Source organism: Methylotenera versatilis 7 (assembly GCF_000799165.1).
Classification (GTDB): Bacteria; Pseudomonadota; Gammaproteobacteria; order Burkholderiales; family Methylophilaceae; genus Methylotenera_A; species Methylotenera_A versatilis_A.
On the sequence record NZ_JUGF01000002.1, the window covers coordinates 616,985 to 638,954 of the forward strand.

Below are 21,970 nucleotides of genomic sequence, written 5' to 3' on the forward strand. Positions count from 1 at the left end.
ATTGCTTAATGGCTGCTAACAACACAGTTTCGGCCTTTTTGTTTTGCCTGATAAAGCCGCCTATCGACTTCATGAATAAAGGTCAGCGCGCCTTCATCTGTCTGTGGGATAACAGTACCAACGCCGATACTAACCGTCAGAATTTGGCTTACTTCTGATTTTGCATGCAAAATTTGCGCTTTAAAAATTAACTGATGACAACGTTCTGCCACTTTTTTTGCATCGTCTTCATCTGTTTCAGGCAACACAAGTACAAACTCTTCGCCACCAAAACGTGCACAAAAATCGCGCGAGCGTCTGGCCGCGGCGCTTAAAACCTGTGCGACACGTTTTAAACAATCGTCACCCTGAATATGTCCATAGTGATCGTTATATTGTTTAAAGTAGTCAATATCTAACATAAGGACTGAAAGCGGCTGATAATTGCGGCGCGCGTTCAGCCACTCTACCTCCATAATCGAATCAAACATACGGCGATTCGCCACCCCGGTTAATCCGTCTTTAAAGGAAAATTCTTCCAGTTTTTTCTGCAAAGTAATTAACTTTTCTTCGGTTTCCTTGCGCTCACTGATATCGAACATAAAGCCGACCAGTGACTCAACTTCGCCATTTTTATCGCGAATCACATGCACCACATCGCGAATCCAGACATAACGACCATCTTTGGTGAGTGCGCGATAATCCGCCTCATGATCAACCCCGTCTTTTGATTTAGAAATGCAGTACGCTGCTACCCACTCCTTATCATCCGGATGCATCCGATCAACCCAATCCTGCGATGTCGCCCAACTGGATTGTGACCAACCGAGCAATCTTTCTATCTGCGGACCAATATAGGCGAAACGCATGGTGCTCCAATCCAATTTCCAAGGAATCGCCTTGGTGGACTCTAACAACGCTTTATAAACAGTACTGTCCGGTTCATTATTTTGTGTTGTACCTGTCATTTTTTCATTCCAAAAAACTTAAAACTCACTGTATTAACAGTCTTACAATCATCATACGCCTAAAGAAAATTGATTTAAAAAGCCTCAAATCTTAATCCGTCTTATTTCAGCGTCACATTGACACCAAACCGCATATTTATGTGCAAAAAACATACATTCTTAGGGCAATCCCTAGTCTCTAAATAATTTCCCGCACGGATTTAATAGGATTAAAGTCCGTATTAATTCTTGCATCCATGATTCTGGGTAAATTGCTTTCAATCCAATCGGCAAGTGTATTGATGTGAGCCGCTACCTCTTCACCCATCGGTGTCAGGCTATACTCAACATGGGGTGGCACTACAGGAAAAGACTGACGATTTAAAAATCCATCCGACTCCAGGCTCTGTAAAGTTTGGGCTAGCATCTTCTCACTTACCCCATTCACTTTTTTGCGAATCTGGCTGAAGCGCGCTGTACCTTCGAGCAAGACAATTAGAACAAGCACTCCCCACTGGCTTGTTACGTGCTTCAGTACGCTTCGGGAAGGGCATTCCGCCGCTAATAATTCGCCACGCTGTAATCGTAACGCTAGTGGCAATAACGCAGAGGGATTTTCGATATTCTCATTTACCTTCATACTTACCTTTTTGTGCGTACTTACTTTTAGTAAGTTAATAAGCTATCTTATCACTTCCATCCAATATTAAGGAGATCAATATGATTGCTGTTACAGGAGCTTCTGGCCAGTTAGGCAGATTTGTCATTCAGTTTCTACTAGAAAAAATACCTGCATCTGAAATCATCGCAGCGGTACGTAATCCAGAAAAAGCTAAAGATCTAGCAGGCCTTGGCGTACAGGTCAGACAAGCTGACTACAACCAACCCGAGACTTTAACCAATGCCTTTAAAGGAGCTGAAAAACTATTGCTGATATCATCCAGCGAAGTCGGTAGCAGGACTCCTCAGCATCTCGCGGTTATTGCGGCAGCAAAACAAGCAGGCGTTAAGGTGATTGCCTACACAAGCCTGCTTAAAGCCGACACCTCCCCACTCGCTCTAGCCAGTGAGCATTTGGAGACGGAACAAGCACTGAAAGCCTCTGGCGTTCCATTTGTATTGCTACGCAATGGCTGGTACACGGAAAACTATACAGCCAGCATTCCTGCTGCATTGGCGCATAACGCATTAATTGGTGGCGCAGGAGATGGCAAGATCGCCTCAGCTGCTCGAGAAGATTATGCAGCAGCGGCAGCAACAGTATTATTAAGCCCCATTAAATCAGGTACGATTTACGAGCTTGCCGGTGACGATGTATATACCTTGGCAGAATTCGCCAATGAGATTGCAAAGCAATCAGGCAAAACGGTGAGTTATGTCAATCTTTCACAAGATGAATTTACAGCAACGTTGGAGAGGGCCGGGCTGCCAAAAGCATTCGCAGCGTTACTTGCAGACTCTGATATCGGCGCATCTAAAGGCGGCTTGTTTGATAACAGCCACCAACTTAGCCGATTGATAGGCCGGCCTACCAAGCCATATAGCGCGGTAATTGCAGCAACATTGCAAAGCTAGTCTATGGTTTCCCAGGCATTAATGACTTTATCCGGTGCTAACTGCGCATAGTGATATGCGCGCCCACCTAACCATAAACAAAGCCCGATGACCGCAAAAGCAAGCTGGCCAAGGGCAAGCCATAAAACGGAATGCATCAGAAATGGTGCAACTACCCCTGCCACCACTGCGCCCAACATGGTTTGTGTGAATGACTGGCAAGAAGCCACCGTACCACGAATGTTGGGAAACAAATCCATCACCAGCAATGTAAGCGATGGCGCAACAAGCGACATGCCAAGCGTGTAAAAGAATAGCGGCATCACCGACCAGGGAATCGCTGGTGGATAAAACAGGTGGTACAACACATTCACCAGCGACGCGCCTATTAGCAGCACATAACCGATAAACATTATTTTCCCGACAGATAATTTACCAGCCAATCGATTAGCCGTTAGTGCGCCTAAAAAGATACCGCCAACCGCTGGAATAAACTGCCAGGCGAATTGATCTGGCCCCAATCCTAAGTGTTTGGTAATAAATACTGGCGCGGCTGCAACATACAAAAACAAACCAGCAAAATTAAATGCGATTGCCCCGGCTTTTAACTGAAATAATGGTGAACGAAATACTTGCTTGTAACTAGACGCCAAAAACTGTGGATTAAACGGCGTGCGCTTTTCTACCGGCAACGTTTCTGGCAGTTTTTTATAGCAATACCAGAGCAACAAAGCCGTATATACAAACAACGTTAAAAAAATCGTGCGCCAATCATACAACTTCACAATCCAACCGCCAAAAATGGGGGCGATAGCAGGTGCAATGGCAAAGATCATGGTCACTAGCGATAACAGTCGTGCTGCGGGCACGTCTGAATAAGTGTCGCGAATAATCGCCCGGCCAACGACCACACCAGCGCCTGCGGATAGACCTTGCAGCATACGGAATGCCCATAAATATTCTACCGTATGCGATGCCGCACAACCTAAAGTCGCCACCGCAAACACTGCCAATGACATCAAAACGATGTTGCGCCGACCAAATGCATCGGATAGCGAGCCATGCCACAAAATCATAATGGCAAACGAAAACATATACGCCGTCAGCGTTTGCTGCACATGGATTAAGCTTGTGCCCAATGAAGCTTCAATTGCAGGGAAAGCGGGCAAATAAGTATCTACTGAAAATGGGCCAAGCATGGCTAAACCCGCCAGCATGATGGCCAGCATGTTACTAGTAGGAAACGGAATGGCTTTAGGATTTGTTTGCATGCGTTCTATGGTGTCGGCAGATTGAGTAATTGAGCTAAATACATGGGTAAATATCTTAACTTAAAATACACGCCATCAAAGAACTAATCTCACCTAGCTTCTAATATAACTTTGCATATCACCATTAATCCATAATATGGAATCTACAATTCCATATTACTCCACACTATGACTATTAACACTATGCGATTATGTTGCTTGAATTTAAAATAGTTTATGGTCTAAGTAATTGTTAAATTAAATTATTTTAGAGATAAAACATCTAATAAAAAAACTAAAAGTAACAAAAATCAAGGAGCAGTTCATCATGATCACTTTGAATATTAATGGCAAGGAACAACAGCTTGATGTGCCGGATGACATGCCGATTTTATGGGCATTAAGAGATGTAGCGCATCTGACTGGTACCAAGTTTGGCTGTGGCATGGCGCAATGTGGGGCTTGCACTGTGCATCTGGATGGGCAAGCGATACGTTCGTGCATCACGCCAATTAGCGCGGCAGCTGGTAAAAATATCACCACGATTGAAGATATGCAAAACGACAAAGTTGGCCAAGCTGTGCAAGCCGCGTGGGGTGAAATTGATGTCGTGCAATGTGGCTACTGCCAATCTGGTCAAATCATGTCGGCCACAGCTTTGCTGACTACCAATAAAAAACCGACTGACGCCGATATTGATGCAGCGATGAGCGGCAATATCTGCCGTTGCGGTACTTATCCGCGCATTCGCGCCGCCATACACAATGCTGCAAGCAAGTTAGCTTAAGGAGCCGGCCATGAATGCACCCTTAAAAAATACACCGTTAAATATTTCAAGACGTACTTTTATTAAAGCTGGCGCGCTGGTAGTTGGCGGATTAGTAATTGCGTTCACCATTCCGCACGCCAAGCGCTTTTTAATGCCCGGTTCTGTGGCAGAGACAGCTCCAGACGCGGCAAAATTACCCGCACCAAATGCATTTTTGCGTATTGGTACGGATAACACGATTACCGTTATGCTGGCGCATAGCGAGATGGGGCAGAGCATTTGGACAACATTACCCATGCTGATTGCCGAAGAGCTGGATGCGGACTGGAGCAAAATCAAAGTGGAACATGCTTCTGCTGCACCGGAATATGTTCATACCGCTTATGGTCTGCAAATTACTGGCGGCTCTTCTACCACTTGGTCTGAATTCGACCGTTATCGTCAAGCTGGTGCTTTAACGCGCGCACTCTTAATCAGCGCAGCGGCCGAGAAATTAGGTGCTTCTGCTGATAGCCTTAAAACTGAAAATGGCTATGTTATCAGCGGTGATAACAAAATCAGTTATGGCGATTTAGCAGAAGCTGCTGCCAAACTGGAAACGCCAAAAACAATCACTTTAAAAGAACCTAAAGATTGGAAGATTATTGGCAAAGCCACCAAACGTCTGGATGGGCCTGAAAAGATAAATGGCACAGCCATCTTTGGCCAAGACATTCAGTTTGATGGCCTGATGACGGCGATGGTTGCACGTTCTCCAGTGATTGGCGGAACAGTTAAAACATTCGATGCAACTGCTGCCAAACAAATAAAAGGCGTACGCCAAGTTGTACAAGTGTCCACGGGCGTAGCGGTAATTGCAGATAATTATTGGGCGGCGAAAACAGGCCGTGAAGCGCTGAAAGTGGATTGGAACTTAGGCGAAAACGCCAGTCTTGATTCAAAAGCATTGTTGGCAGAATACAAAAAACTGGCCGCAACAACTGGGTTAATCGCAGCAAAAGCTGGCGATAATAAAAGCGCTATGGCTAAAACAAATCAATTTGTTGAGGCGGAATACGCATTGCCTTATTTGGCACACGCGCCAATGGAGCCGCTGAACTGCTCAGTCAAAATTGAAAAGGATATTTGTGAGATTTGGACCGGCACGCAAATGCAAGGTACAGACCAATTGGCAGCAGCAAAAATACTGGGCTTAAAACCTGAGCAGGTCAAAATTCATACGGTATTTCTCGGCGGCGGTTTTGGTCGTCGCGCTAACCCTCAGGCTGATTTTGTATCTGAAGCCGTGCAGGTAGCTAAGGCTGCAGGCGTGCCAGTCAAAACGGTATGGAGCCGTGAAGATGATGTGAAAGGCGGCTACTATCGCCCCATGTTTGTACACAAAGCCAAAATAGCTTTGGATACAAATGGCATGCCATCTGCATGGGAGCATGTGGCTGTCGGTCAATCCATTATGTTAGGCACACCGTTTGAAGCATTTCAAATCAAAGATGGCGTTGATGCGACTTCTGTAGAAGGCACTGCGGATTCACCTTATTTAAAAAACATTCCGAACTATCAAATAAGTTTGCACACTGCCAAAACTAAGATACCTGTACTCTGGTGGCGTTCGGTTGGCCATAGCCACACTGCGTTTGTGATGGAAAGCCTGATTGATGAGCTTGCCCATACCGCGAAAAAAGATCCGCTGGAATATCGCCGTGCGTTGTTAAAAGATCATCCACGACATTTGGCGGCACTGAATTTAGCCGCTGAAAAAGCGGATTGGAATAAACCACTGGCTAAAGGTGTATTCCGCGGTATCGCAGTGCACGAATCGTTCGGCAGTTTTGTGGCACAGATTGCAGAAGTTTCTGTAAATGAAGGTGAAGTCAAAGTGCATCGCATGGTTTCTGCCATCGATTGCGGCCTCGCGGTGAACCCGGACTCGCTGAAAGCGCAAATGGAATCATCCGTTTCGTTTGGCTTGGGCGCAGCCATGCAAAGCGAAATCACTTTTAAAGATGGCATGGTCGAGCAATCTAACTTCCACGATTACCAAGTGATGCGTATGGGCAATATGCCTAAAGTTGAAGTGTATATTGTGCAAAGCACTGAAAAAATGGGCGGTGTGGGCGAACCAGGCTTACCTCCAGTGGCACCTGCGGTGACCAATGCGATTTTTGCGGCAACGGGCAAACGTATTCGCACCTTGCCGATTGGGAACCAATTAGCTTAGATTTTTAGAATATTATGAAATCTGCTGATTTAGAAGTGTTAACCCGTGCGCTGGAATGGCTGGAAAGCGGCTATAAAGCGCATCTGTTCACTGTTGTGCAAACATGGGGCTCAGCCCCGCGTTTGCCCGGCGCGATTTTGGTCGTGCGCGAAGATGGGCATTTAATCGGCTCAGTTTCTGGTGGCTGCATAGAAGATGACTTAGCCGATAAAGCACGTGATAAAACATTGCCCAAAACGCCAACTATTATGGAATACGGCATCAGTCGAGACGACGCGCAACGCTTTCGTATTCCCTGCGGCGGTCGCTTGCAGATATTTGTTGAACCGCTGAATGCTGCAGAACAACTACAACCGCTACTTAATAGTTTGCAGGATAGAAAACTGATCAAACGCTCTGTGAATTTGAATACGGGGCACATCAAGTTAATGCAGGTTTTGCCTGAAGGTTTGCCAAAAATCGATGGCGATTGGTTTCATACTTACTTTGGGCCGCAATGGCGTTTGCTGATTATTGGTGCAAATCAATTGGGTTCCATGCTGGCGAGCATGGCACAAGTACTGGATTTTGATGTGCTGATTTGCGAACCACGCCAGGAGATTCGTGATGAATGGCATGTGGAAGGCGTGACATGGATTGAAGGCATGCCCGATGATGTGGTGCTAGAAATCAATGCGGATGCACATACAGCGATTGTTGCGGTGACACATGACCCTAAACTGGATGATATGGCTTTGCTTGAAGCACTCAAGTCGGATGCGTTTTATGTCGGAGCACTTGGCTCACATAAAAATCAGGAAAAGCGGCGTGAGCGTTTGCGCATGTTTGACCTGAATGAGTTAGAGATTTCTACCATGCGCGGACCTGTGGGCTTGCAGATTGGTAGCCGCACGCCAGCTGAAATCGCTATTGCTATCCTTGCCGAGCTTATTCAGGTAAGGGCACAACAACTGAAAATGGGCACGGGTTTTATCAGTGATATGAGCGAGATTCGCTGTCAGGCCTAACTTTTACTTTATGTGAGATAAATCTGCAGGTGTATCAATATCCGCTAGAATCCCAGCGTCATCTATTGCCAATAATTCCACCTCATTGGAATAGCGTTTAATAATGGAACGCGCGCCTTCATCACCTTGCAGGCTTTCTAACTCATTGCGGAATTTTGCAGAAAAACCAACAGGATGCCCACGCTGGTTTTGATAGGTTGGCATCACGATTGAAGCGCCTTCAGCCACTTTATTCGCCACCGCACGGATAGTTTCAGGTTTAATGTAAGGCATATCCGCCAACGTAATCACAAAACCATCTTTTGCCGCCTCAAAGCTGGATGAGTAGCGAATAGTGGCAGTCAAACTATCGGCCATTTCCTGCTCATGTTCATTACAAAAAATCACCTTTAAACCCGTATTAATCAGTAACGTCGCCAGCGCCTTGTTTTCTATCCTAAGCACTGCAATACTGTCTGGAATCGCTTGAATCAAATGCTCGGCAGACGCCAATGCGATTGGTCGGCCATCTGGCAATAGCTGTAAAAGCTTATCTACCGAACCGAATCGGCGCGAAAAACCTGCTGCTAATAAAATGCCGACCACTTATTTATTAACCTTCACCGCGCTTCACTTTTGCTTCGTACTCTTCAATTTCTATCAGTCCCTGCGATTCCGCGATGGCTTTTTCTTCTGGCGTAATCGCATCCTGCACGATATCCAGTCGTTTCCAGGTGGGAATCGGCGTCACTTTGCACGGTTCAGGCACATATTTTGATTGATCGATTTTCTGGTATTTATGGATATAGCGTGGGCAATTCACCCATATTTTTGTCACCGTCACCATAATCAAATATTTAGCTTCGGTATATTCAGCCATTAACGCATGCTCACGCACCAACTTTGCCGTGCCTTGTACACGCACTCTGTGCGGCGTTTCAAAGTCGATAAAAAGCAGACCGACCTTGCCCTGTGCATCGATATTGCCAACGGAATAGAACATGCCGTTACCATCAAAACCCGGGAACACCAGCGTGCTGTCATCCAGCACTCTGATAAAGCCAATACCGCCGCCTTTGTATGAAACCGTGGGCATGCCGTCCGGATCAACAGTAGAAAGAAAAAACATATCTCGCGTGCTGATAAATTTCTTTTCTTCTTCCGAAATCGTTTCATGAATCCAGCCGTTATCCAACAACTCCGCCAGCTTGGTTGTATTGAATTCTTCCTGAAGTGCGCGGTGTTCTGCCGAGTATAAAGATGCCATATTTTTGCCTCCGAAATTGGATTAACTAAACCTAGTTATGTAAATGAAATATTGTTCATGACTTTCCACTGCCTATCCACTTTTAATACATTCAAAAAATCCGTGAAACGGTGTCCAGTCCAGTTATCTGATTCTAGCCGAACCCTGGCAACCGTGCCCACAAAACCAAATTACTTGCTGTAATATATACAGGAACACCATTCTATTCCAGCGTTTGAATACTTAAGTTAAATATAGATTAAGTATGAATTAAACGCAGAATGCCAGATGTATAATCAATTACGCGGAAAACTGCAATTTCAGAATCGAGGGCATACATGGAATCTTCAACTCACACGCTTAACAACCTCTTTGCCCAGCTTGGCTTGCCATCAGAAGATTCGGCAATACAAAGCTTCATCCAAACGCACAACCATTTGGCAGGCAACTTGGCACTTTCAGAAGCGCCATTTTGGACACCAGCGCAAGCCGCATTTTTACGTGAAGAAATCTTGAAGGATGCAGATTGGGCAGAAGTGATCGACCAGTTAAATGCGAGATTGCATGCATAGATTTACAATGTATATAACAAGCACTGGCAAGCCATCCAGCTTATGTTTAAGTCATAGCAGACTCCGAACAAACTGCTTCCGTTGTGATTTCACATCATGTAACTAGTACATAAATGGTTATTTAGTTAATCAGTTACCCAATTGAGTGAATACTTACACTTTTTACTTATTAACCGCAGCCCACAATCTTTCTAATAAATCTGGGCTTTTCATCTTCTCTATCCACCACTTCAATCCCGCCCCATTATCTTCGGTGCGCCATGCAAGATAAAAAGGCTCTGGCTGTCTAGGCTCTTCGACCCGTTTTTCAAGTAACAGCCCGCTTAAAATTGCTTGGCGCGCCAATGGCTCTGGTAGAAATCCAAATCCGACGCCTGCCAATTGAAACTCATATTTACTATGCATAGTGGGTAAAGCCAAAGTATTTTGCCCGAATAACAAGCCCACAGTCCTTGGCGGCATTTTTCGCACGGAATCGCTGACACTAATGGCGAGATAATGGTTGAAATCCGATTTACCTAGCGGATGCTCAACGTTGGCTAACGGATGTTCTGGCGACACCGCGAATACAAACTCAACTGTTCCGATCTCATAAGAATTATAGCCTCCGCCAGAAGGACCTTCACCAGCTGCGCCAATCAGCAAATCTACGCGCCTATCCATGAGTGCTTCCCAAGTTCCGGATAGTGTTTCTTGAGAAAATCTGAGCCGTGTGAGGTCTGCAACCTTGCAGAATTCGGTAATATCTTGAACCAGTGCAGAAGGTGAAAACAATGAATCCATACCAATGGTTAACTCAGTTTCCCAGCCCAAAGCAACGCGCCTGACGCGATGCTCCAGATCTTCCGCAGCCTTAAGTAAATGACGCCCTTCATTTAATAGCTCGCTGCCGGCTTTAGTAATGGTTACTTTAGGGCCTAAACGCACAAACACCTGCACGCCTAAATCTTGCTCTAACTTACTGACTGTATATGAAATAGTAGAAGGCACTTTATGCAGCGCAGTGCCTGCCGCTGCAAATGATCCCAGTCGATCAATCGCATCCAATATCAGCAATGCATCTAATGTGATTCTAAACATTCTATTTTTTCGATGATAGGTTGATAATTTTTCCGTTTTTCATTCAGTTAATCTCGGTTCATACTGCACTCACGTTATAAGAATCATGCTTAAGAGACAAGATTGATGTGATGTAAATGATGTGCAAAATTATCGCATATAAATATCACCAATCGTTTACAAATAAATTGAATAGGAGTTAACCATGTTAAAAGTACATAAAAATAGTAGTCGCGGTGCTGCAGACCATGGCTGGTTGCAATCCAATCATTCATTTTCATTTGGTCAATTTTACAACCCAGAAGAAATGGGCTTTGGTCCACTTTTAGTGATTAATGAAGATCGCGTACAGCCAGCCAAAGGTTTTGGCACACACGGTCACAACGATATGGAAATCATTTCATACGTATTAAGTGGTGCGCTGGAGCATAAAGACAGTATTGGTACTGGCTCAGTGATTCGCTACGGCGATGTGCAAAGAATGAGTGCCGGCACTGGCGTGCGTCATAGTGAATTTAATCACTCGAGTACTGAGCGTGTACATTTTTTACAGATATGGATTGAGCCAAATGTAAAAGGTATCGCGCCTAGCTATGAAGAAAAACACTTTGATACTGCTTCTAAAGTCGGCAATCTACGCTTAATCGCCTCATCTGACGGTAAAGATGGCAGTGTACTCATTCACCAAGATGCCAGAATTTATGCGGCTATTCTGGGCGAGTCAGATCAGGTAGAACATACTTTGGCGACAGGTCGTACTGGCTATGTGCACGTGATTCGCGGACAAGTGGATGTAAACGGTGTCGCTTTGAAAACTGGGGATGCTTTGAAAATCACTGACGAATCTCTAGTTGAATTTACCAATGCACACGCAGTTGAATTACTTTTATTCGATTTACCTTACTAATATTTTTTGAATACTCATTTTATTAGGAGAAATTACCATGACTAAACCTTACGTTCGTCTAGACAAAAACAATGCAGCCGTATTATTGGTTGATCATCAAGCAGGCTTGTTATCGCTTGTTCGTGATATTGAACCCGATAAACTCATGAACAATGTGCTGGCGTTAGGCGACATGGCGGAATATTTTAAACTGCCGACTATCCTAACCACTAGTTTTGAAACCGGCCCGAATGGCCCGTTGATTCCAGAATTTAAAGCGCAATTTCCTGATGCGCCTTACATCGCTCGCCCTGGCAATATTAACGCTTGGGATAACGAAGATTTTGTAAAAGCTATTAAAGCGACGGGTAAAAAGCAATTGATTATTGCTGGTGTGGTGACTGAAGTGTGTGTAGCGTTTCCAACACTTTCCGCTCTGGAAGAAGGCTTTGAGGTTTTTGTCATCACCGATGCATCAGGCACCTTTAATGAGTTAACCCGCCAAGCGGCTTGGGATCGTATGTCATCCGCAGGTGCTCAATTAATGACATGGTTTGGCGCGGCGTGTGAATTACACAGAGATTGGCGCAATGATATAGAAGGTTTAGGTGAATTGTTCTCTAAACATATTCCTGACTATAAAAACCTGTTTACCAGCTATAACCACTTAACTGCTGACAAGTAATCCAAAAAGTCGCCAAGACAATATATATTATCTTGGCGACTTTCATCTTTTAAATTATTGAGCTATAAATTTGGTTAAATATTGGCTTGAGACGGCTCAGAAAATTAGAGCGTAAAGTAATTGATCGCCTGCTGACCAAAAAACCAGATAGATACAAAATAGGCCGTGAAATACAGCACGGTTATCACTAACCAAAATAAAGAGAAAAACACCATCAGCCCATCATCTTCAAGCTCGCCAATACAGTAAAACAAAATAGCCAAACCTGGGAGTGTGTTATTAAACGGCAGCGGAATGGGGAATGGAATGGCCATTAACAAGCCGCTTGCGAGCAAAATCCACCCACTCACGCGCCGCCCTGTTTTGCCACTCACCAAATGCTGCATTCTTGGCTTAGTAATTTTGCGACACAGGCCAATGATTTTCAGACCTACCTTAATCATCAGTCGCAATATTTTTTCCTGTAGCGCTAATTCGCGCACACGTTTTGGCAGCACGGGCGATTCATGCCCCCTCAGCAATTGCAATCCCAGCACGGCAAACGTCAAGCCACCCGCTACCGACACTGGGCCAAGTGGAAGTGGCTGCATAAAAGGTAATACCAGAATGATGGCGATAAATGCGTAAGCCGCTTCATCAAGACTATCGATTAATTCGCCCAGCGTTACTGGGCCTTGTTTTGCCTGCGCTTCAAAAGCGTGTAGCGTATTGACTAAAGTTTGGTAATTGCACATTGGTATCAGCCTATTGATAGGAAGTACTTTATTGATATTAAAATTAGCTGGCGTTTATAAAAAATGCTTGTAAGACTATCTGGTATTAACGTTATTTCATAGTGAATCTTGGCAGAAGATAAATAATTTTGATAGCAATCTTTATCTATACAATTGTGACAAACAGCTAGATTCCACTAGAACCAGAACCGAACTGTCCAATTCATTTGCGCCTTAAAATAACTTATTAATGAATAATTCATACCAGCTGGTGTCTTAACTTTTACTGGTATCTTAACTTTATATTAACGTCTAAACTCTTAGATTATTCTTTATCTAGAAAGGTCGTTATGGCTATTGGTTGGCTGACAATACTAAAAACCGTCCCTTGGACAGATGTGGTTCGCAATGCACCTCAAATTGCGGAAGGCGCAAGGAAATTATGGGTTGCTATCGGCACAAAACCTACAGCGCCGAAAATTGAAGTAGAAGCTAATCAAGTCACTCTATCTTCTGAAACGCATACAATAGACGCATTGCAAGAAAGACTGACTGCGGTTGAATCTGCTTGGTCTGATTTGCACGGGCAAATGCTTGCGTCATCAGAACTCATTAAAGAGCTCGCCGAGCAAAACGCCCAGTTAATCAAGAAAATCGAGCTAAATCGCGTACGTACACTCTGGTTAGCAGGCGCGACCATTTGTATTGCTGCCATTGCAACTTTTAATTTAATCCTCACCTTTTTACACTAAGTATTCATGTGATGGGTTGTGTAACAAACAAGAAAACCGTGCCGATTACAGTCCATGACACCCACTAAAGACAATACGATGCCTCTATTCTCCGTTCTTGACCTATCCCCAATTGCAGAAGGCAGTAACGCCGCTCAGTCATTCAGAAACACATTGGATCTTGCTCAGCATGCTGAGCAATGGGGGTTTAATCGCTATTGGCTGGCCGAGCATCACGGTATGCCGGGCATTGCCAGCGCCGCTACGTCAGTGCTAATTGGCCATGTTGCGGCGGGTACAACTACTATCCGCGTTGGTGCGGGTGGCATTATGCTGCCTAATCACTCCCCTTTAGTGATTGCAGAACAATTTGGCACGCTAGAGTCGCTATTTCCTGGGCGCATTGATTTAGGTTTAGGCCGCGCGCCTGGTTCAGACCAGGTGACAGCACATGCTTTACGCCGCAATTTGGCATCGGATGCGGATGCATTTCCGCAAGATGTTATGGAGTTGATGGACTACTTTTCAAATGATCCCAAAGGATTAGTGAAGGCAGTACCTGGCACAGGCCTTAATGTGCCTATCTGGATTCTGGGTTCAAGTCTCTATGGTGCACAGCTCGCGGCCGCAATGGGATTGCCCTACGCATTTGCCTCGCATTTCGCACCCGCCCAGATGATGCAGGCAATAGAAATATACCGTGAAACATTTCGCCCATCACAATATTTAACAAAGCCTTATGTCATGCTAGGGTTCAATGTGTTTGCAGCTGACACCGATGAAGAAGCACATCTACTTGCATCTTCAATGCAACAGGCATTTATCAACTTACGAAGCGGTCATCCTTCAACGCTACCTCCACCTATAGCTGATTATTGGAATCAAATTGGCGGAGCGGAACGTGCATTACTTAATCAGATACTTTCATGCTCAGCTATAGGTGCTGAAGAAAAGATATTGGATGAAATAAAGACTTTTATTGCTAAGACAGAGGCAGATGAGTTAATGATTACTTCGCAGATTTACGCACACGCTGCACGCCTTAGATCGTATGAAATTACTGCGAAAATCTATGACAGGTTGTAGATTGTCATCAAATACGAATGATTACTAACATTTGCAATAGATAAATTCAGAATCAATCCTGAGTATTTGACGTTTTAATTTTGTCTCATGGATAGAATCTGTTTTCAGCAAGTGATTCCTTAGGGAGCGTCTACTAGCACCCCAGAAAATTTCCTGGCAATTAATCCTTATTCGTTAAGGTTTATGCAAAGTATCAATGTATTACACGGCATCAGCGTTGTGAGGGATAATAGTGCCCACAGCATTTTTTGCAGCATGCTATTTTTCAGTACTCTTGGAATTATCCCCATGGAAATTAAGGTCAACTTTCTCGATAAGCTACGTCTTGAAGCCAAGTTCGATGACTTCACAGTGATTGCCGACCAGCCTATCCGCTATAAAGGCGATGGTTCGGCACCTGGTCCTTTCGATTACTTTTTGGCTTCATCGGCCTTGTGTGCAGCTTATTTTGTAAAGTTGTACTGCAGTACTCGCAATATTCCTACCGACAATATCCGCCTGTCGCACAACAATGTGGTTGATCCGGAAAATCGCTATAAGCAGATTTTCAAGATTCAGGTCGAGTTGCCGGCGGATATCTCCGACAAAGATCGCCAGGGGATTTTGCGCTCGATTGACCGCTGTACTGTGAAGAAAGTAGTGCAAGCCGGGCCAGATTTCATCATCGAAGAAGTAGCGAATCTGGACGAAGATGCGCAGGCCTTGCTGATGGTGAATCCATCTGCCGAGTCGTGCACTTACATCACTGGCAAAGATTTGCCGCTGGAACAAACCATCGCCAATATGACCGGCCTGCTGGCGAGCTTGGGTATTAAGATTGAAATCGCGTCGTGGCGCAATATTGTGCCCAATGTGTGGTCGCTGCATATCCGCGATGCACATTCGCCAATGTGCTTTACTAACGGAAAAGGATCAACCAAGGAAAGCGCGCTGGCGTCGGCTCTGGGCGAATATATCGAGCGACTGAGTAACAACCATTTTTATGCTGGATCGTACTGGGGCGAAGACATCGCCAATGCCGAGTTCGTGCATTACCCGAACGAGCGCTGGTTTAAGCCGGGCCGTAAAGATGCGTTGCCAAAAGAGATTCTGGATGAGTACACGTTGGGAATCTACAACCCTGATGGCGAGCTGCGCGCTTCGCACCTGATTGATACCAATTCCGGCAATGCGGCGCGCGGTATCTGCTCGCTGCCATATGTGCGCCAGTCGGACGGCGAAATCGTTTATTTTCCATCCAACCTGATCGAAAATCTTTACGTCAGCAATGGCATGAGTGCGGGCAATACGCTGGTAGAAGCGCAGGTACAGTGCCTGTCTGAAATTTTTGAACGGGCGGTCAAACGCGAAATTATCGAAGGTGAAATCGCCTTGCCGGATGTGCCGCAGGAGGTATTGGCGAAATATCCTGGCGTGGTGGCTGGTATTAAAGGACTGGAAGAACAGGGTTTTCCGGTACTGGTAAAAGATGCGTCGCTGGGTGGGATGTATCCGGTGATGTGCATCACCTTGATGAACCCGCGCACCGGCGGTGTGTTTGCCTCCTTCGGTGCACACCCGAAACTGGAAGTCGCGCTGGAGCGCAGTCTGACCGAATTGCTGCAAGGTCGCAGTTTTGAAGGTCTCAACGATTTGCCGCAACCGACCTTTGCCAGCGAAGCGGTGACCGAGCCGAATAATTTTGTCGAACACTTTATTGATTCCAGTGGCATTGTGTCATGGCGCTTTTTCAGTGCCAAATCGGATTACGAATTTGTCGAATGGGATTTCTCCGGCCAGGGCGAAAACGCTAATGCCGAAGAAGCCGCAACTATGTTTGGCATGCTAGCTGACATAGGCAAAGAGGCTTATGTGGCCGTATATGACCAGCTGGGTGCAACCGCTTGCCGCATCCTGGTGCCGGGTTACTCGGAAATTTATCCGGTGGAAGATCTGGTTTGGGATAACACCAACAAGGCGCTTTTGTTCCGCGCGGATGTTTTGAACCTGCACACACTGGACGATACCAGCCTGGAAGCGCTGTTGGATCGCCTGGAAAATAACGAGTTGGATGATTACGGCGATATTGCCAACTTAATCGGTATCCAATTTGATGAAAATACGGACTGGGGTCAGCTTACCGTATTGGAGTTGAAATTGCTGATTCATCTCGCCTTGCAGCAATTTGATGAGACTCATGAGCTGGTAGGGACTTTCCTGCAATATAACGACAACACACTTGAGCGTGGATTATTTTACCAGGCCTTGAATGTGGTGCTGGAAGTGCTGCTGAATGACGAGTTGGAACTTGAAGACTATGAGGTCAACTTCCGCCGCATGTTTGGCGATGCAAGAATGGATGCAGTAATCGGCTCAGTGGACGGAAGCGTGCGCTTCTTCGGCTTGACGCCAACCAGTCTCAAATTAGAAGGGCTAGACAGGCACCACCGCCTGATCGACAGCTACAGAAAGTTGCATGCGGCGCGAGCCAACACGGTGACTAAGACCAGTTAGAATTTTCGCGTGAGATGGTTCAATAGCGGTTGCTTGTATAAACATTCCTGTAACCTATAATTTGATCATAATTCACAAGCAACATACTGGGCCGTACACCCATGCATTATTACCTTGATACAAATATGAGTAAATTTTAATTGATTATGTAGTGCGGATAGGAAATAACTTAAACTTACATGACAACTGATATGATTTTTTAAAACAGTCAGCCAAATATTCCTGCGAGTTTTATTATGCATATTTTAATTGTTGAAGATAATAAAGACATTTTAACGAATGTGATGGATTTTCTCATCTCTGAAAACCACACTGTGGATTGCGCACAAGATGGCTTATCTGGCTTGCATTTGGCGGCCACTCAACCTTTTGACATTATAGTGCTGGACGTTATGTTGCCAGGCATAGATGGTTTTCAGCTTTGCCAAAGGTTGCGCGAGGCGTACATTCTAACGCCGATTATCATACTGACGGCTAAAGATGCATTGGACGATAAGTTGAAGGGTCTGAAACTAGGCGCGGATGATTACCTGTTAAAACCATTTGCATTATCTGAATTATTAGCAAGAATGGAATCCATTGTTCGCAGATCAAATGGGAATGCCAAAAAAGTATTAGCTATTGATACGCTCAGATTTGATTTGGATACTCTGCATGTCTATCGTGAAAATGTCCCTTTGAAAATAAACCCTATTGGCAAAAAGTTACTAGAAATACTGATGCAACGTAGCCCTGCGATTGTAAAAAGAGAGTTTCTAGAAAAAGCACTATGGGGTGATTCTCTACCAGATAGTGATAGCTTAAGAAGTCATATTCACCAACTCAGACTTATTGTTGATAAGCCTTTTGGAAAGCCATTAATACATACAGTCAGAGGTACCGGATATTCAGTGGCTGAGTCTAATGATTTTTAAAAGCCCGCTAAAAACTAGAATAATATTTTCTTTTGTCATTCTTACCCTAATTATTGGGAGTATTTTTGCAATCGCAGTAGTAGAGATTTTTCGTGTCACTGAAGCACATACTATTACAAGAGAGCTAAATGAGAGGCTAACCAATTACTCTAGGATTAAGCCTCCTGCTACAGACCCTTTCTTGAATAGTGCTACTACGCATTACTATTCAGATGCAACGTCAATCCCGATTCCAGTTGAGTACCAAAACGTTAAGTTTGGCTTGTCTGAGACTGTGAGTAATCATGAGGCATTATTTGTATACAGAAAAATAATCGATGGGCATGATTATATGGTTGTAATGAATAAAACTGTTTATGAAGCCTACGAAATGAATGTATTTAAATGGACGTTCGTCGGTTTTATATTGAGTGTTTTTTTAGCTGGCTTTGTCGGATGGCTTTTATCAAATCAACTCATATCTCCAATTGTTCAGTTAGCAAGAGAGGTTTTAGCTAGAAATCCTACAGCAGAATTAACTACTTTTGAGCCATTAGTCGGAAGATATGCAAACGATGAAGTTGGCCAACTTGCTGAGGCTTTCGACAAAACGTTACTTCAACTTAATGAGGCACTACTTAGAGAAAGATTATTCACTAGTGATGTGAGCCATGAGTTCCGTACAGCACTAATGGTGTCATCTTCATCCAGTGAGATTTTACTTAAGCAACTTACGCCAAATTCAAAACAGTATGAGCTTGCCTTTAAGATTCAGCGTTCAAGTCAAGCAATGCAGCGGTTGGTACAAACATTTTTAACCTTGGCTCGAGCCAAAGAAAAAGAGACTGACGTTCTCGAAAAAGTAAGTTTGCTGGATGCCTCTAAAAAATTGCTAAATCAATGGGAACCAGAGTTCAAGCTTAAAAAGCTTGAGCTTGGCATAGTGCAGCGAGCCGAAATCTTCGGCTCGAATTTCAATGCGGTTTTCGTAGAGATAGTAATGAGCAATTTAATAAAAAATGCTTTGCTGTACACCCACCAAGGCAAAGTGTTAATCATATTAGAAGATAATCAATTTTCAATTGAAGATACAGGGATTGGAATTCCTTTAGAAGACCATAAAAGAATATTTGAACCGTTTGTTCGGGGAAGTTCTGATGGTGATGGCCTTGGCCTGGGGCTTTCTTTGGTTCAACGTATCTGCACACATCAGGGTTGGAAAGTGACCGTCGAGTCTCTTCAACCTACCGGTACACGTTTTACAGTTCATTTGTAAATTTCACATTAATTTCACACAAAACTAACAATCCCTACACAGGGACTCAAGCATTATCACGCCTGATAATTATTCTCATTTGTATTTACAAAACATGTACACATAGATACAGATTAAGTATCTAGCATGATCTCTAATTTCATTGAGCGAGTGCAAGTTTAAATTATCAATGAAAAGATATTCGGTCATGTAACTACATTTTAAGCTTTCGGTGAGCCCAGCCAGCAAGAAAGCTCAGTACATATATTGAGTTATTTGTTTTAAGCAAGCCAGTGGTTCACCACATTGATACCTGAAGAAATTTGCATATGGCAATTTCTTAGGAAATTTTGGCCAGATATTCGAAAAATATATTTTTTAACTTAGTAATAAAGGTAAAGCATGAAAAAAACAAATCGTTCTAAAGGAGGTTTTTTAATTAAGCCTCTGGTATCAGCATTAACAATGGCTTTTGGTGGTATGGCGTTTGCTGAAGAGCCAACACCATCTCTACCTGAAGTTAAAGTGGAAGCAAAAAAAGACAATGCTTATAAGGTAGATAAATCTGCAAATCAAAAATTTACTGCACCTTTAATTGATACACCTAAATCCATCACTGTTATCACTGAAAAAGTCATTAAAGACAGTGGGGCAAACTCGTTCCAAGATGCATTACGTACTGCTCCTGGCATCACTTTTGGCACTGGTGAAGGTGGCGGTCCTATTGGCGATCGTCCATTTATTCGTGGTTTTGACGCGCAAAGTGCAATATTTGTTGATGGTATGCGCGATTTGGGTTCTCAGCAACGTGAGGTCTTTGCAATTGAACAGCTAGAGGTTCTAAAAGGCCCAAGTGGTGCATTTGATGGTCGTGGATCGGCAGGCGGCAGTATTAATGTTGTGACAAAAAAAGCCAAGGCAGATAACTTTACGACAGGCTCAATTGGTTTAGGCACGGATAGTTATCGTCGTGCCACGGTAGATGCCAACTATATGCTTGGTGACAATGCTGCAATTCGTTTAGTGGCTATGACACATGATGCCGACATTCCTGGACGAGATTCTGTTGATACCCAAAGATGGGGATTTGCGCCTTCAATCACATTAGGTTTAAATTCGCCAACGTCAGCTACCTTAAGCTGGTATCACCTAGAAACAGATGATATGCCTGATCGTGGCCTGCCATATCGTGATAACAGCGGCAATGTAAAAAGCCAGCCTGTGAGTGTGAGCAAAGATAATTTCTATGGCTTGAAAGGACGAGATTACCAAGAAACAGGTGCAGATATTGGTACTTTTGAGCTTAAGCATGCATTTGACGATAATGTGGTATTGCGGAATACAACACGTTATGGCGAAACCAGTAATGAATATATCGTTACCCGCACATTGCCAAGCATTGCCAATCAGGCAGCGAATATTGCTCCCCGTACTGGTCAAGGTCGTAAGGCAGAAACAACCTCAATTGCCAACTTAACGGATATTTCCATCTCGTTTTCTACAGGGGGGATCAAGCATCAAGTAAATACTGGGGTAGAGTTTAGTAAGGAAGAAACTGATCAGTTTACAGCATCAATTGTAGGTGTAAATCCAAACGCTAATTTCCAGAACCCTAATCCAAATGACCCATGGAATGGGACTACTTCTTTCAGCAGTCGCCCAACAAGCACCACAACTAGTAAAAATACCTCTGTTTATGTTTTTGATAGTATTGAACTAAACAAGGAGTGGTTAGTGAATGGCGGTGTGCGCTACGACAAATTTAGAGTAGAAAATAATTCAGCGAGTGCAGATCATGGCTTTTTCAATTATCAGGCAGGTGTTGTTTACAAAGTACAACCAAATGCAAGCATCTATGCATCTTATGGTACTTCGTCCACGCCAGTCGGATTATCCAATGGTGATGGTAATCAGGAAAATGGTAACAACCTTTCTGCGGCATTGGAAGACTTAAAGCCAGAGCGTACTAAGAATTTTGAGGTTGGTACAAAATGGGATGTTCTTGAAGGACTTTCATTGACTGCAGCAGCGTTTTATACGAACAAATCAGATGCCAGAGTGCTGCTTGCCGATGGTAGTTACGGAAATGCAGGTGAATTTGACGTAAAAGGTGTTGAGTTTGGTGCTGCTGGCAAAATTACAGATAAGTGGGACATTTTTGCAGGCTATACGCATTTAAATAGTGAGCAAGCTAAAGCTGGTAGCGCATTAGGAAGTCACCGTGATTTAGGTGCTGCACTAAACAAAGGTAATGATATGCCTGGCGTTGCTAAAAATAGTGCAAGTATTTGGACAACATATAAATTATTACCTAAACTGGCGGTTGGTGGTGGAGCATTCTATGTAGATAAAGTCTTCGCTGATCCAGGTAACAAATTATTCGTGCCTTCATATGTACGTTGGGATGCAATGGCTACGTATGAAATTGATCCGAGATTCAGTTTGCAACTTAACTTACAAAACCTGACAGATAAACGTTATTTTAACCAAACGTATACACGTCATTTTGCAACAGTTGCACCGGGTCGTTTGTCCTTCCTTACACTAAACATGAAATTCTAATGTTTGCATGAATTAGTATCGTTTTAAATGCTTTGTACAATAAAACCCTCATAGATAAAATGCTATGGGGGTTTTGTTATTTCTTA

At 44.0% G+C, this 21,970-nt stretch carries 21 protein-coding genes; 13 read left to right on the forward strand and 8 right to left on the reverse strand.

Going from position 1 to position 21,970, the window contains the following annotated elements; all coding sequences use genetic code 11:
- Window positions 1-5 precede the first annotated feature (5 nt).
- Complete coding sequence (locus K370_RS06955; RefSeq protein ID WP_047540164.1) at window positions 6-947, reverse strand: GGDEF domain-containing protein; 942 nt, start codon at window positions 945-947, stop codon at window positions 6-8.
- Between the two features lie 178 nt (window positions 948-1,125).
- Window positions 1,126-1,434, reverse strand: coding sequence for a winged helix-turn-helix transcriptional regulator (locus K370_RS06960; RefSeq protein ID WP_327036976.1), 309 nt, complete (start codon window positions 1,432-1,434; stop codon window positions 1,126-1,128).
- Between the two features lie 212 nt (window positions 1,435-1,646).
- Here K370_RS06960 and K370_RS06965 point away from each other — a divergent pair, with 212 nt between their 5' ends.
- Complete coding sequence (locus K370_RS06965; protein WP_047540168.1) at window positions 1,647-2,501, forward strand: SDR family oxidoreductase; 855 nt, start codon at window positions 1,647-1,649, stop codon at window positions 2,499-2,501.
- Here K370_RS06965 and K370_RS06970 read toward each other — a convergent pair.
- Entirely contained in the window at window positions 2,498-3,751 is a 1,254-nt protein-coding gene (locus tag K370_RS06970) for a multidrug effflux MFS transporter (RefSeq protein WP_047540170.1), read from the reverse strand. The two genes, K370_RS06965 and K370_RS06970, sit on opposite strands and share 4 nt — an antisense overlap.
- Window positions 3,752-4,058: 307 nt before the next feature.
- Between K370_RS06970 and K370_RS06975 the strand changes: the two genes are divergently transcribed.
- The 3 genes from K370_RS06975 to K370_RS06985 are packed head-to-tail and all read left to right on the forward strand — an operon-like array spanning window position 4,059 to window position 7,724.
- Window positions 4,059-4,517: a (2Fe-2S)-binding protein gene (locus tag K370_RS06975; protein ID WP_047540172.1), complete on the forward strand. Its 459-nt coding sequence runs from the start codon at window positions 4,059-4,061 to the stop codon at window positions 4,515-4,517.
- 10 nt (window positions 4,518-4,527) lie between these two features.
- Window positions 4,528-6,717 carry a xanthine dehydrogenase family protein molybdopterin-binding subunit gene (locus K370_RS06980; protein ID WP_047540174.1) on the forward strand — a complete coding sequence of 730 codons (2,190 nt, stop codon included), beginning with the start codon at window positions 4,528-4,530 and terminating at the stop codon, window positions 6,715-6,717.
- 14 nt (window positions 6,718-6,731) lie between these two features.
- Window positions 6,732-7,724 (forward strand): XdhC family protein, encoded by a 993-nt coding sequence (locus K370_RS06985; RefSeq protein ID WP_047540176.1) that lies wholly within the window; start codon window positions 6,732-6,734, stop codon window positions 7,722-7,724.
- Window positions 7,725-7,727: 3 nt separating this feature from the next.
- On the opposite strand, the gene K370_RS06990 is transcribed toward K370_RS06985, so the two are convergent.
- Genes K370_RS06990 through K370_RS12100 form a run of 3 tightly spaced genes read right to left on the reverse strand, consistent with a single transcriptional unit; the run spans window position 7,728 to window position 9,131 of the window.
- A complete protein-coding gene (locus K370_RS06990; RefSeq protein ID WP_047540178.1) occupies window positions 7,728-8,309 on the reverse strand; it encodes a nucleotidyltransferase family protein in 582 nt (193 codons plus the stop codon).
- A gap of 7 nt (window positions 8,310-8,316) precedes the next feature.
- Window positions 8,317-8,970 carry a pyridoxamine 5'-phosphate oxidase family protein gene (locus K370_RS06995; RefSeq protein WP_047540179.1) on the reverse strand — a complete coding sequence of 218 codons (654 nt, stop codon included), beginning with the start codon at window positions 8,968-8,970 and terminating at the stop codon, window positions 8,317-8,319.
- Between the two features lie 35 nt (window positions 8,971-9,005).
- Window positions 9,006-9,131 (reverse strand): nuclear transport factor 2 family protein, encoded by a 126-nt coding sequence (locus tag K370_RS12100; RefSeq protein ID WP_235272710.1) that lies wholly within the window; start codon window positions 9,129-9,131, stop codon window positions 9,006-9,008.
- Window positions 9,132-9,287: 156 nt separating this feature from the next.
- On the opposite strand from K370_RS12100, the gene K370_RS07000 reads away from it, so the two are divergent.
- Window positions 9,288-9,521 (forward strand): DUF2789 domain-containing protein, encoded by a 234-nt coding sequence (locus tag K370_RS07000; protein ID WP_047540181.1) that lies wholly within the window; start codon window positions 9,288-9,290, stop codon window positions 9,519-9,521.
- Window positions 9,522-9,683: 162 nt separating this feature from the next.
- Here K370_RS07000 and K370_RS07005 read toward each other — a convergent pair whose 3' ends face one another.
- The gene (locus K370_RS07005; RefSeq protein WP_047540184.1) at window positions 9,684-10,601 is read right to left on the reverse strand and encodes a LysR substrate-binding domain-containing protein; all 918 of its coding nucleotides are present in this window, start codon (window positions 10,599-10,601) and stop codon (window positions 9,684-9,686) included.
- A 184-nt stretch (window positions 10,602-10,785) separates the two neighbouring features.
- On the opposite strand from K370_RS07005, the gene K370_RS07010 reads away from it, so the two are divergent.
- Together K370_RS07010 and ycaC are read left to right on the forward strand one after the other, a co-directional pair.
- Complete coding sequence (locus K370_RS07010) at window positions 10,786-11,487, forward strand: pirin family protein (protein ID WP_047540187.1); 702 nt, start codon at window positions 10,786-10,788, stop codon at window positions 11,485-11,487.
- Between the two features lie 37 nt (window positions 11,488-11,524).
- The gene (ycaC, locus tag K370_RS07015; RefSeq protein WP_047540189.1) at window positions 11,525-12,151 is read left to right on the forward strand and encodes an isochorismate family cysteine hydrolase YcaC; all 627 of its coding nucleotides are present in this window, start codon (window positions 11,525-11,527) and stop codon (window positions 12,149-12,151) included.
- A gap of 104 nt (window positions 12,152-12,255) precedes the next feature.
- On the opposite strand, the gene K370_RS07020 is transcribed toward ycaC, so the two are convergent.
- Entirely contained in the window at window positions 12,256-12,885 is a 630-nt protein-coding gene (locus tag K370_RS07020; RefSeq protein ID WP_047540193.1) for an exopolysaccharide biosynthesis protein, read from the reverse strand.
- A gap of 329 nt (window positions 12,886-13,214) precedes the next feature.
- Between K370_RS07020 and K370_RS07025 the strand changes: the two genes are divergently transcribed.
- From K370_RS07025 to K370_RS07050, 6 genes are all read left to right on the forward strand, one after another.
- Entirely contained in the window at window positions 13,215-13,616 is a 402-nt protein-coding gene (locus tag K370_RS07025; protein ID WP_047540197.1) for a hypothetical protein, read from the forward strand.
- Window positions 13,617-13,670: 54 nt separating this feature from the next.
- Window positions 13,671-14,681, forward strand: a complete 1,011-nt coding sequence (locus tag K370_RS07030; RefSeq protein WP_047540199.1) for an LLM class flavin-dependent oxidoreductase — start codon at window positions 13,671-13,673, stop codon at window positions 14,679-14,681.
- Between the two features lie 288 nt (window positions 14,682-14,969).
- Window positions 14,970-17,174, forward strand: a complete 2,205-nt coding sequence (locus K370_RS07035) for an OsmC domain/YcaO domain-containing protein (protein ID WP_047541758.1) — start codon at window positions 14,970-14,972, stop codon at window positions 17,172-17,174.
- A 236-nt stretch (window positions 17,175-17,410) separates the two neighbouring features.
- Window positions 17,411-18,088, forward strand: a complete 678-nt coding sequence (locus tag K370_RS07040) for a response regulator transcription factor (RefSeq protein WP_047540201.1) — start codon at window positions 17,411-17,413, stop codon at window positions 18,086-18,088.
- On the forward strand, window positions 18,078-19,343 hold the full coding sequence (locus K370_RS07045; protein ID WP_047540203.1) for a sensor histidine kinase: 1,266 nt from the start codon (window positions 18,078-18,080) through the stop codon (window positions 19,341-19,343). The genes K370_RS07040 and K370_RS07045 overlap by 11 nt, the downstream gene beginning before the upstream one ends.
- A 381-nt stretch (window positions 19,344-19,724) precedes the next feature.
- Window positions 19,725-21,884: a TonB-dependent receptor gene (locus tag K370_RS07050; protein ID WP_052185197.1), complete on the forward strand. Its 2,160-nt coding sequence runs from the start codon at window positions 19,725-19,727 to the stop codon at window positions 21,882-21,884.
- The last annotated feature ends 86 nt before the right edge of the window (window positions 21,885-21,970 follow it).

Excerpts from the sequence above, each read along its gene's own strand:
- K370_RS07010 (WP_047540187.1), top strand. The coding sequence starts at position 10,786 with ATGTTAAAAGTACATAAAAATAGTAGTCGCGGTGCTGCAGACCATGGC.
- K370_RS06975 (WP_047540172.1), top strand. The coding sequence starts at position 4,059 with ATGATCACTTTGAATATTAATGGCAAGGAACAACAGCTTGATGTGCCG.
- K370_RS07005 (WP_047540184.1), bottom strand. The coding sequence starts at position 10,601 with ATGTTTAGAATCACATTAGATGCATTGCTGATATTGGATGCGATTGAT.
- K370_RS06965 (WP_047540168.1), top strand. The coding sequence starts at position 1,647 with ATGATTGCTGTTACAGGAGCTTCTGGCCAGTTAGGCAGATTTGTCATT.
- K370_RS06995 (WP_047540179.1), bottom strand. The coding sequence starts at position 8,970 with ATGGCATCTTTATACTCGGCAGAACACCGCGCACTTCAGGAAGAATTC.
- K370_RS06985 (WP_047540176.1), top strand. The coding sequence starts at position 6,732 with ATGAAATCTGCTGATTTAGAAGTGTTAACCCGTGCGCTGGAATGGCTG.
- K370_RS06970 (WP_047540170.1), bottom strand. The coding sequence starts at position 3,751 with ATGCAAACAAATCCTAAAGCCATTCCGTTTCCTACTAGTAACATGCTG.
- K370_RS06980 (WP_047540174.1), top strand. The coding sequence starts at position 4,528 with ATGAATGCACCCTTAAAAAATACACCGTTAAATATTTCAAGACGTACT.
- K370_RS07035 (WP_047541758.1), top strand. The coding sequence starts at position 14,970 with ATGGAAATTAAGGTCAACTTTCTCGATAAGCTACGTCTTGAAGCCAAG.
- K370_RS07040 (WP_047540201.1), top strand. The coding sequence starts at position 17,411 with ATGCATATTTTAATTGTTGAAGATAATAAAGACATTTTAACGAATGTG.
- K370_RS07000 (WP_047540181.1), top strand. The coding sequence starts at position 9,288 with ATGGAATCTTCAACTCACACGCTTAACAACCTCTTTGCCCAGCTTGGC.
- K370_RS06955 (WP_047540164.1), bottom strand. The coding sequence starts at position 947 with ATGACAGGTACAACACAAAATAATGAACCGGACAGTACTGTTTATAAA.
- K370_RS07025 (WP_047540197.1), top strand. The coding sequence starts at position 13,215 with ATGGCTATTGGTTGGCTGACAATACTAAAAACCGTCCCTTGGACAGAT.
- K370_RS07030 (WP_047540199.1), top strand. The coding sequence starts at position 13,671 with ATGACACCCACTAAAGACAATACGATGCCTCTATTCTCCGTTCTTGAC.
- K370_RS07050 (WP_052185197.1), top strand. The coding sequence starts at position 19,725 with ATGAAAAAAACAAATCGTTCTAAAGGAGGTTTTTTAATTAAGCCTCTG.
- K370_RS07020 (WP_047540193.1), bottom strand. The coding sequence starts at position 12,885 with ATGTGCAATTACCAAACTTTAGTCAATACGCTACACGCTTTTGAAGCG.
- ycaC (WP_047540189.1), top strand. The coding sequence starts at position 11,525 with ATGACTAAACCTTACGTTCGTCTAGACAAAAACAATGCAGCCGTATTA.
- K370_RS07045 (WP_047540203.1), top strand. The coding sequence starts at position 18,078 with ATGATTTTTAAAAGCCCGCTAAAAACTAGAATAATATTTTCTTTTGTC.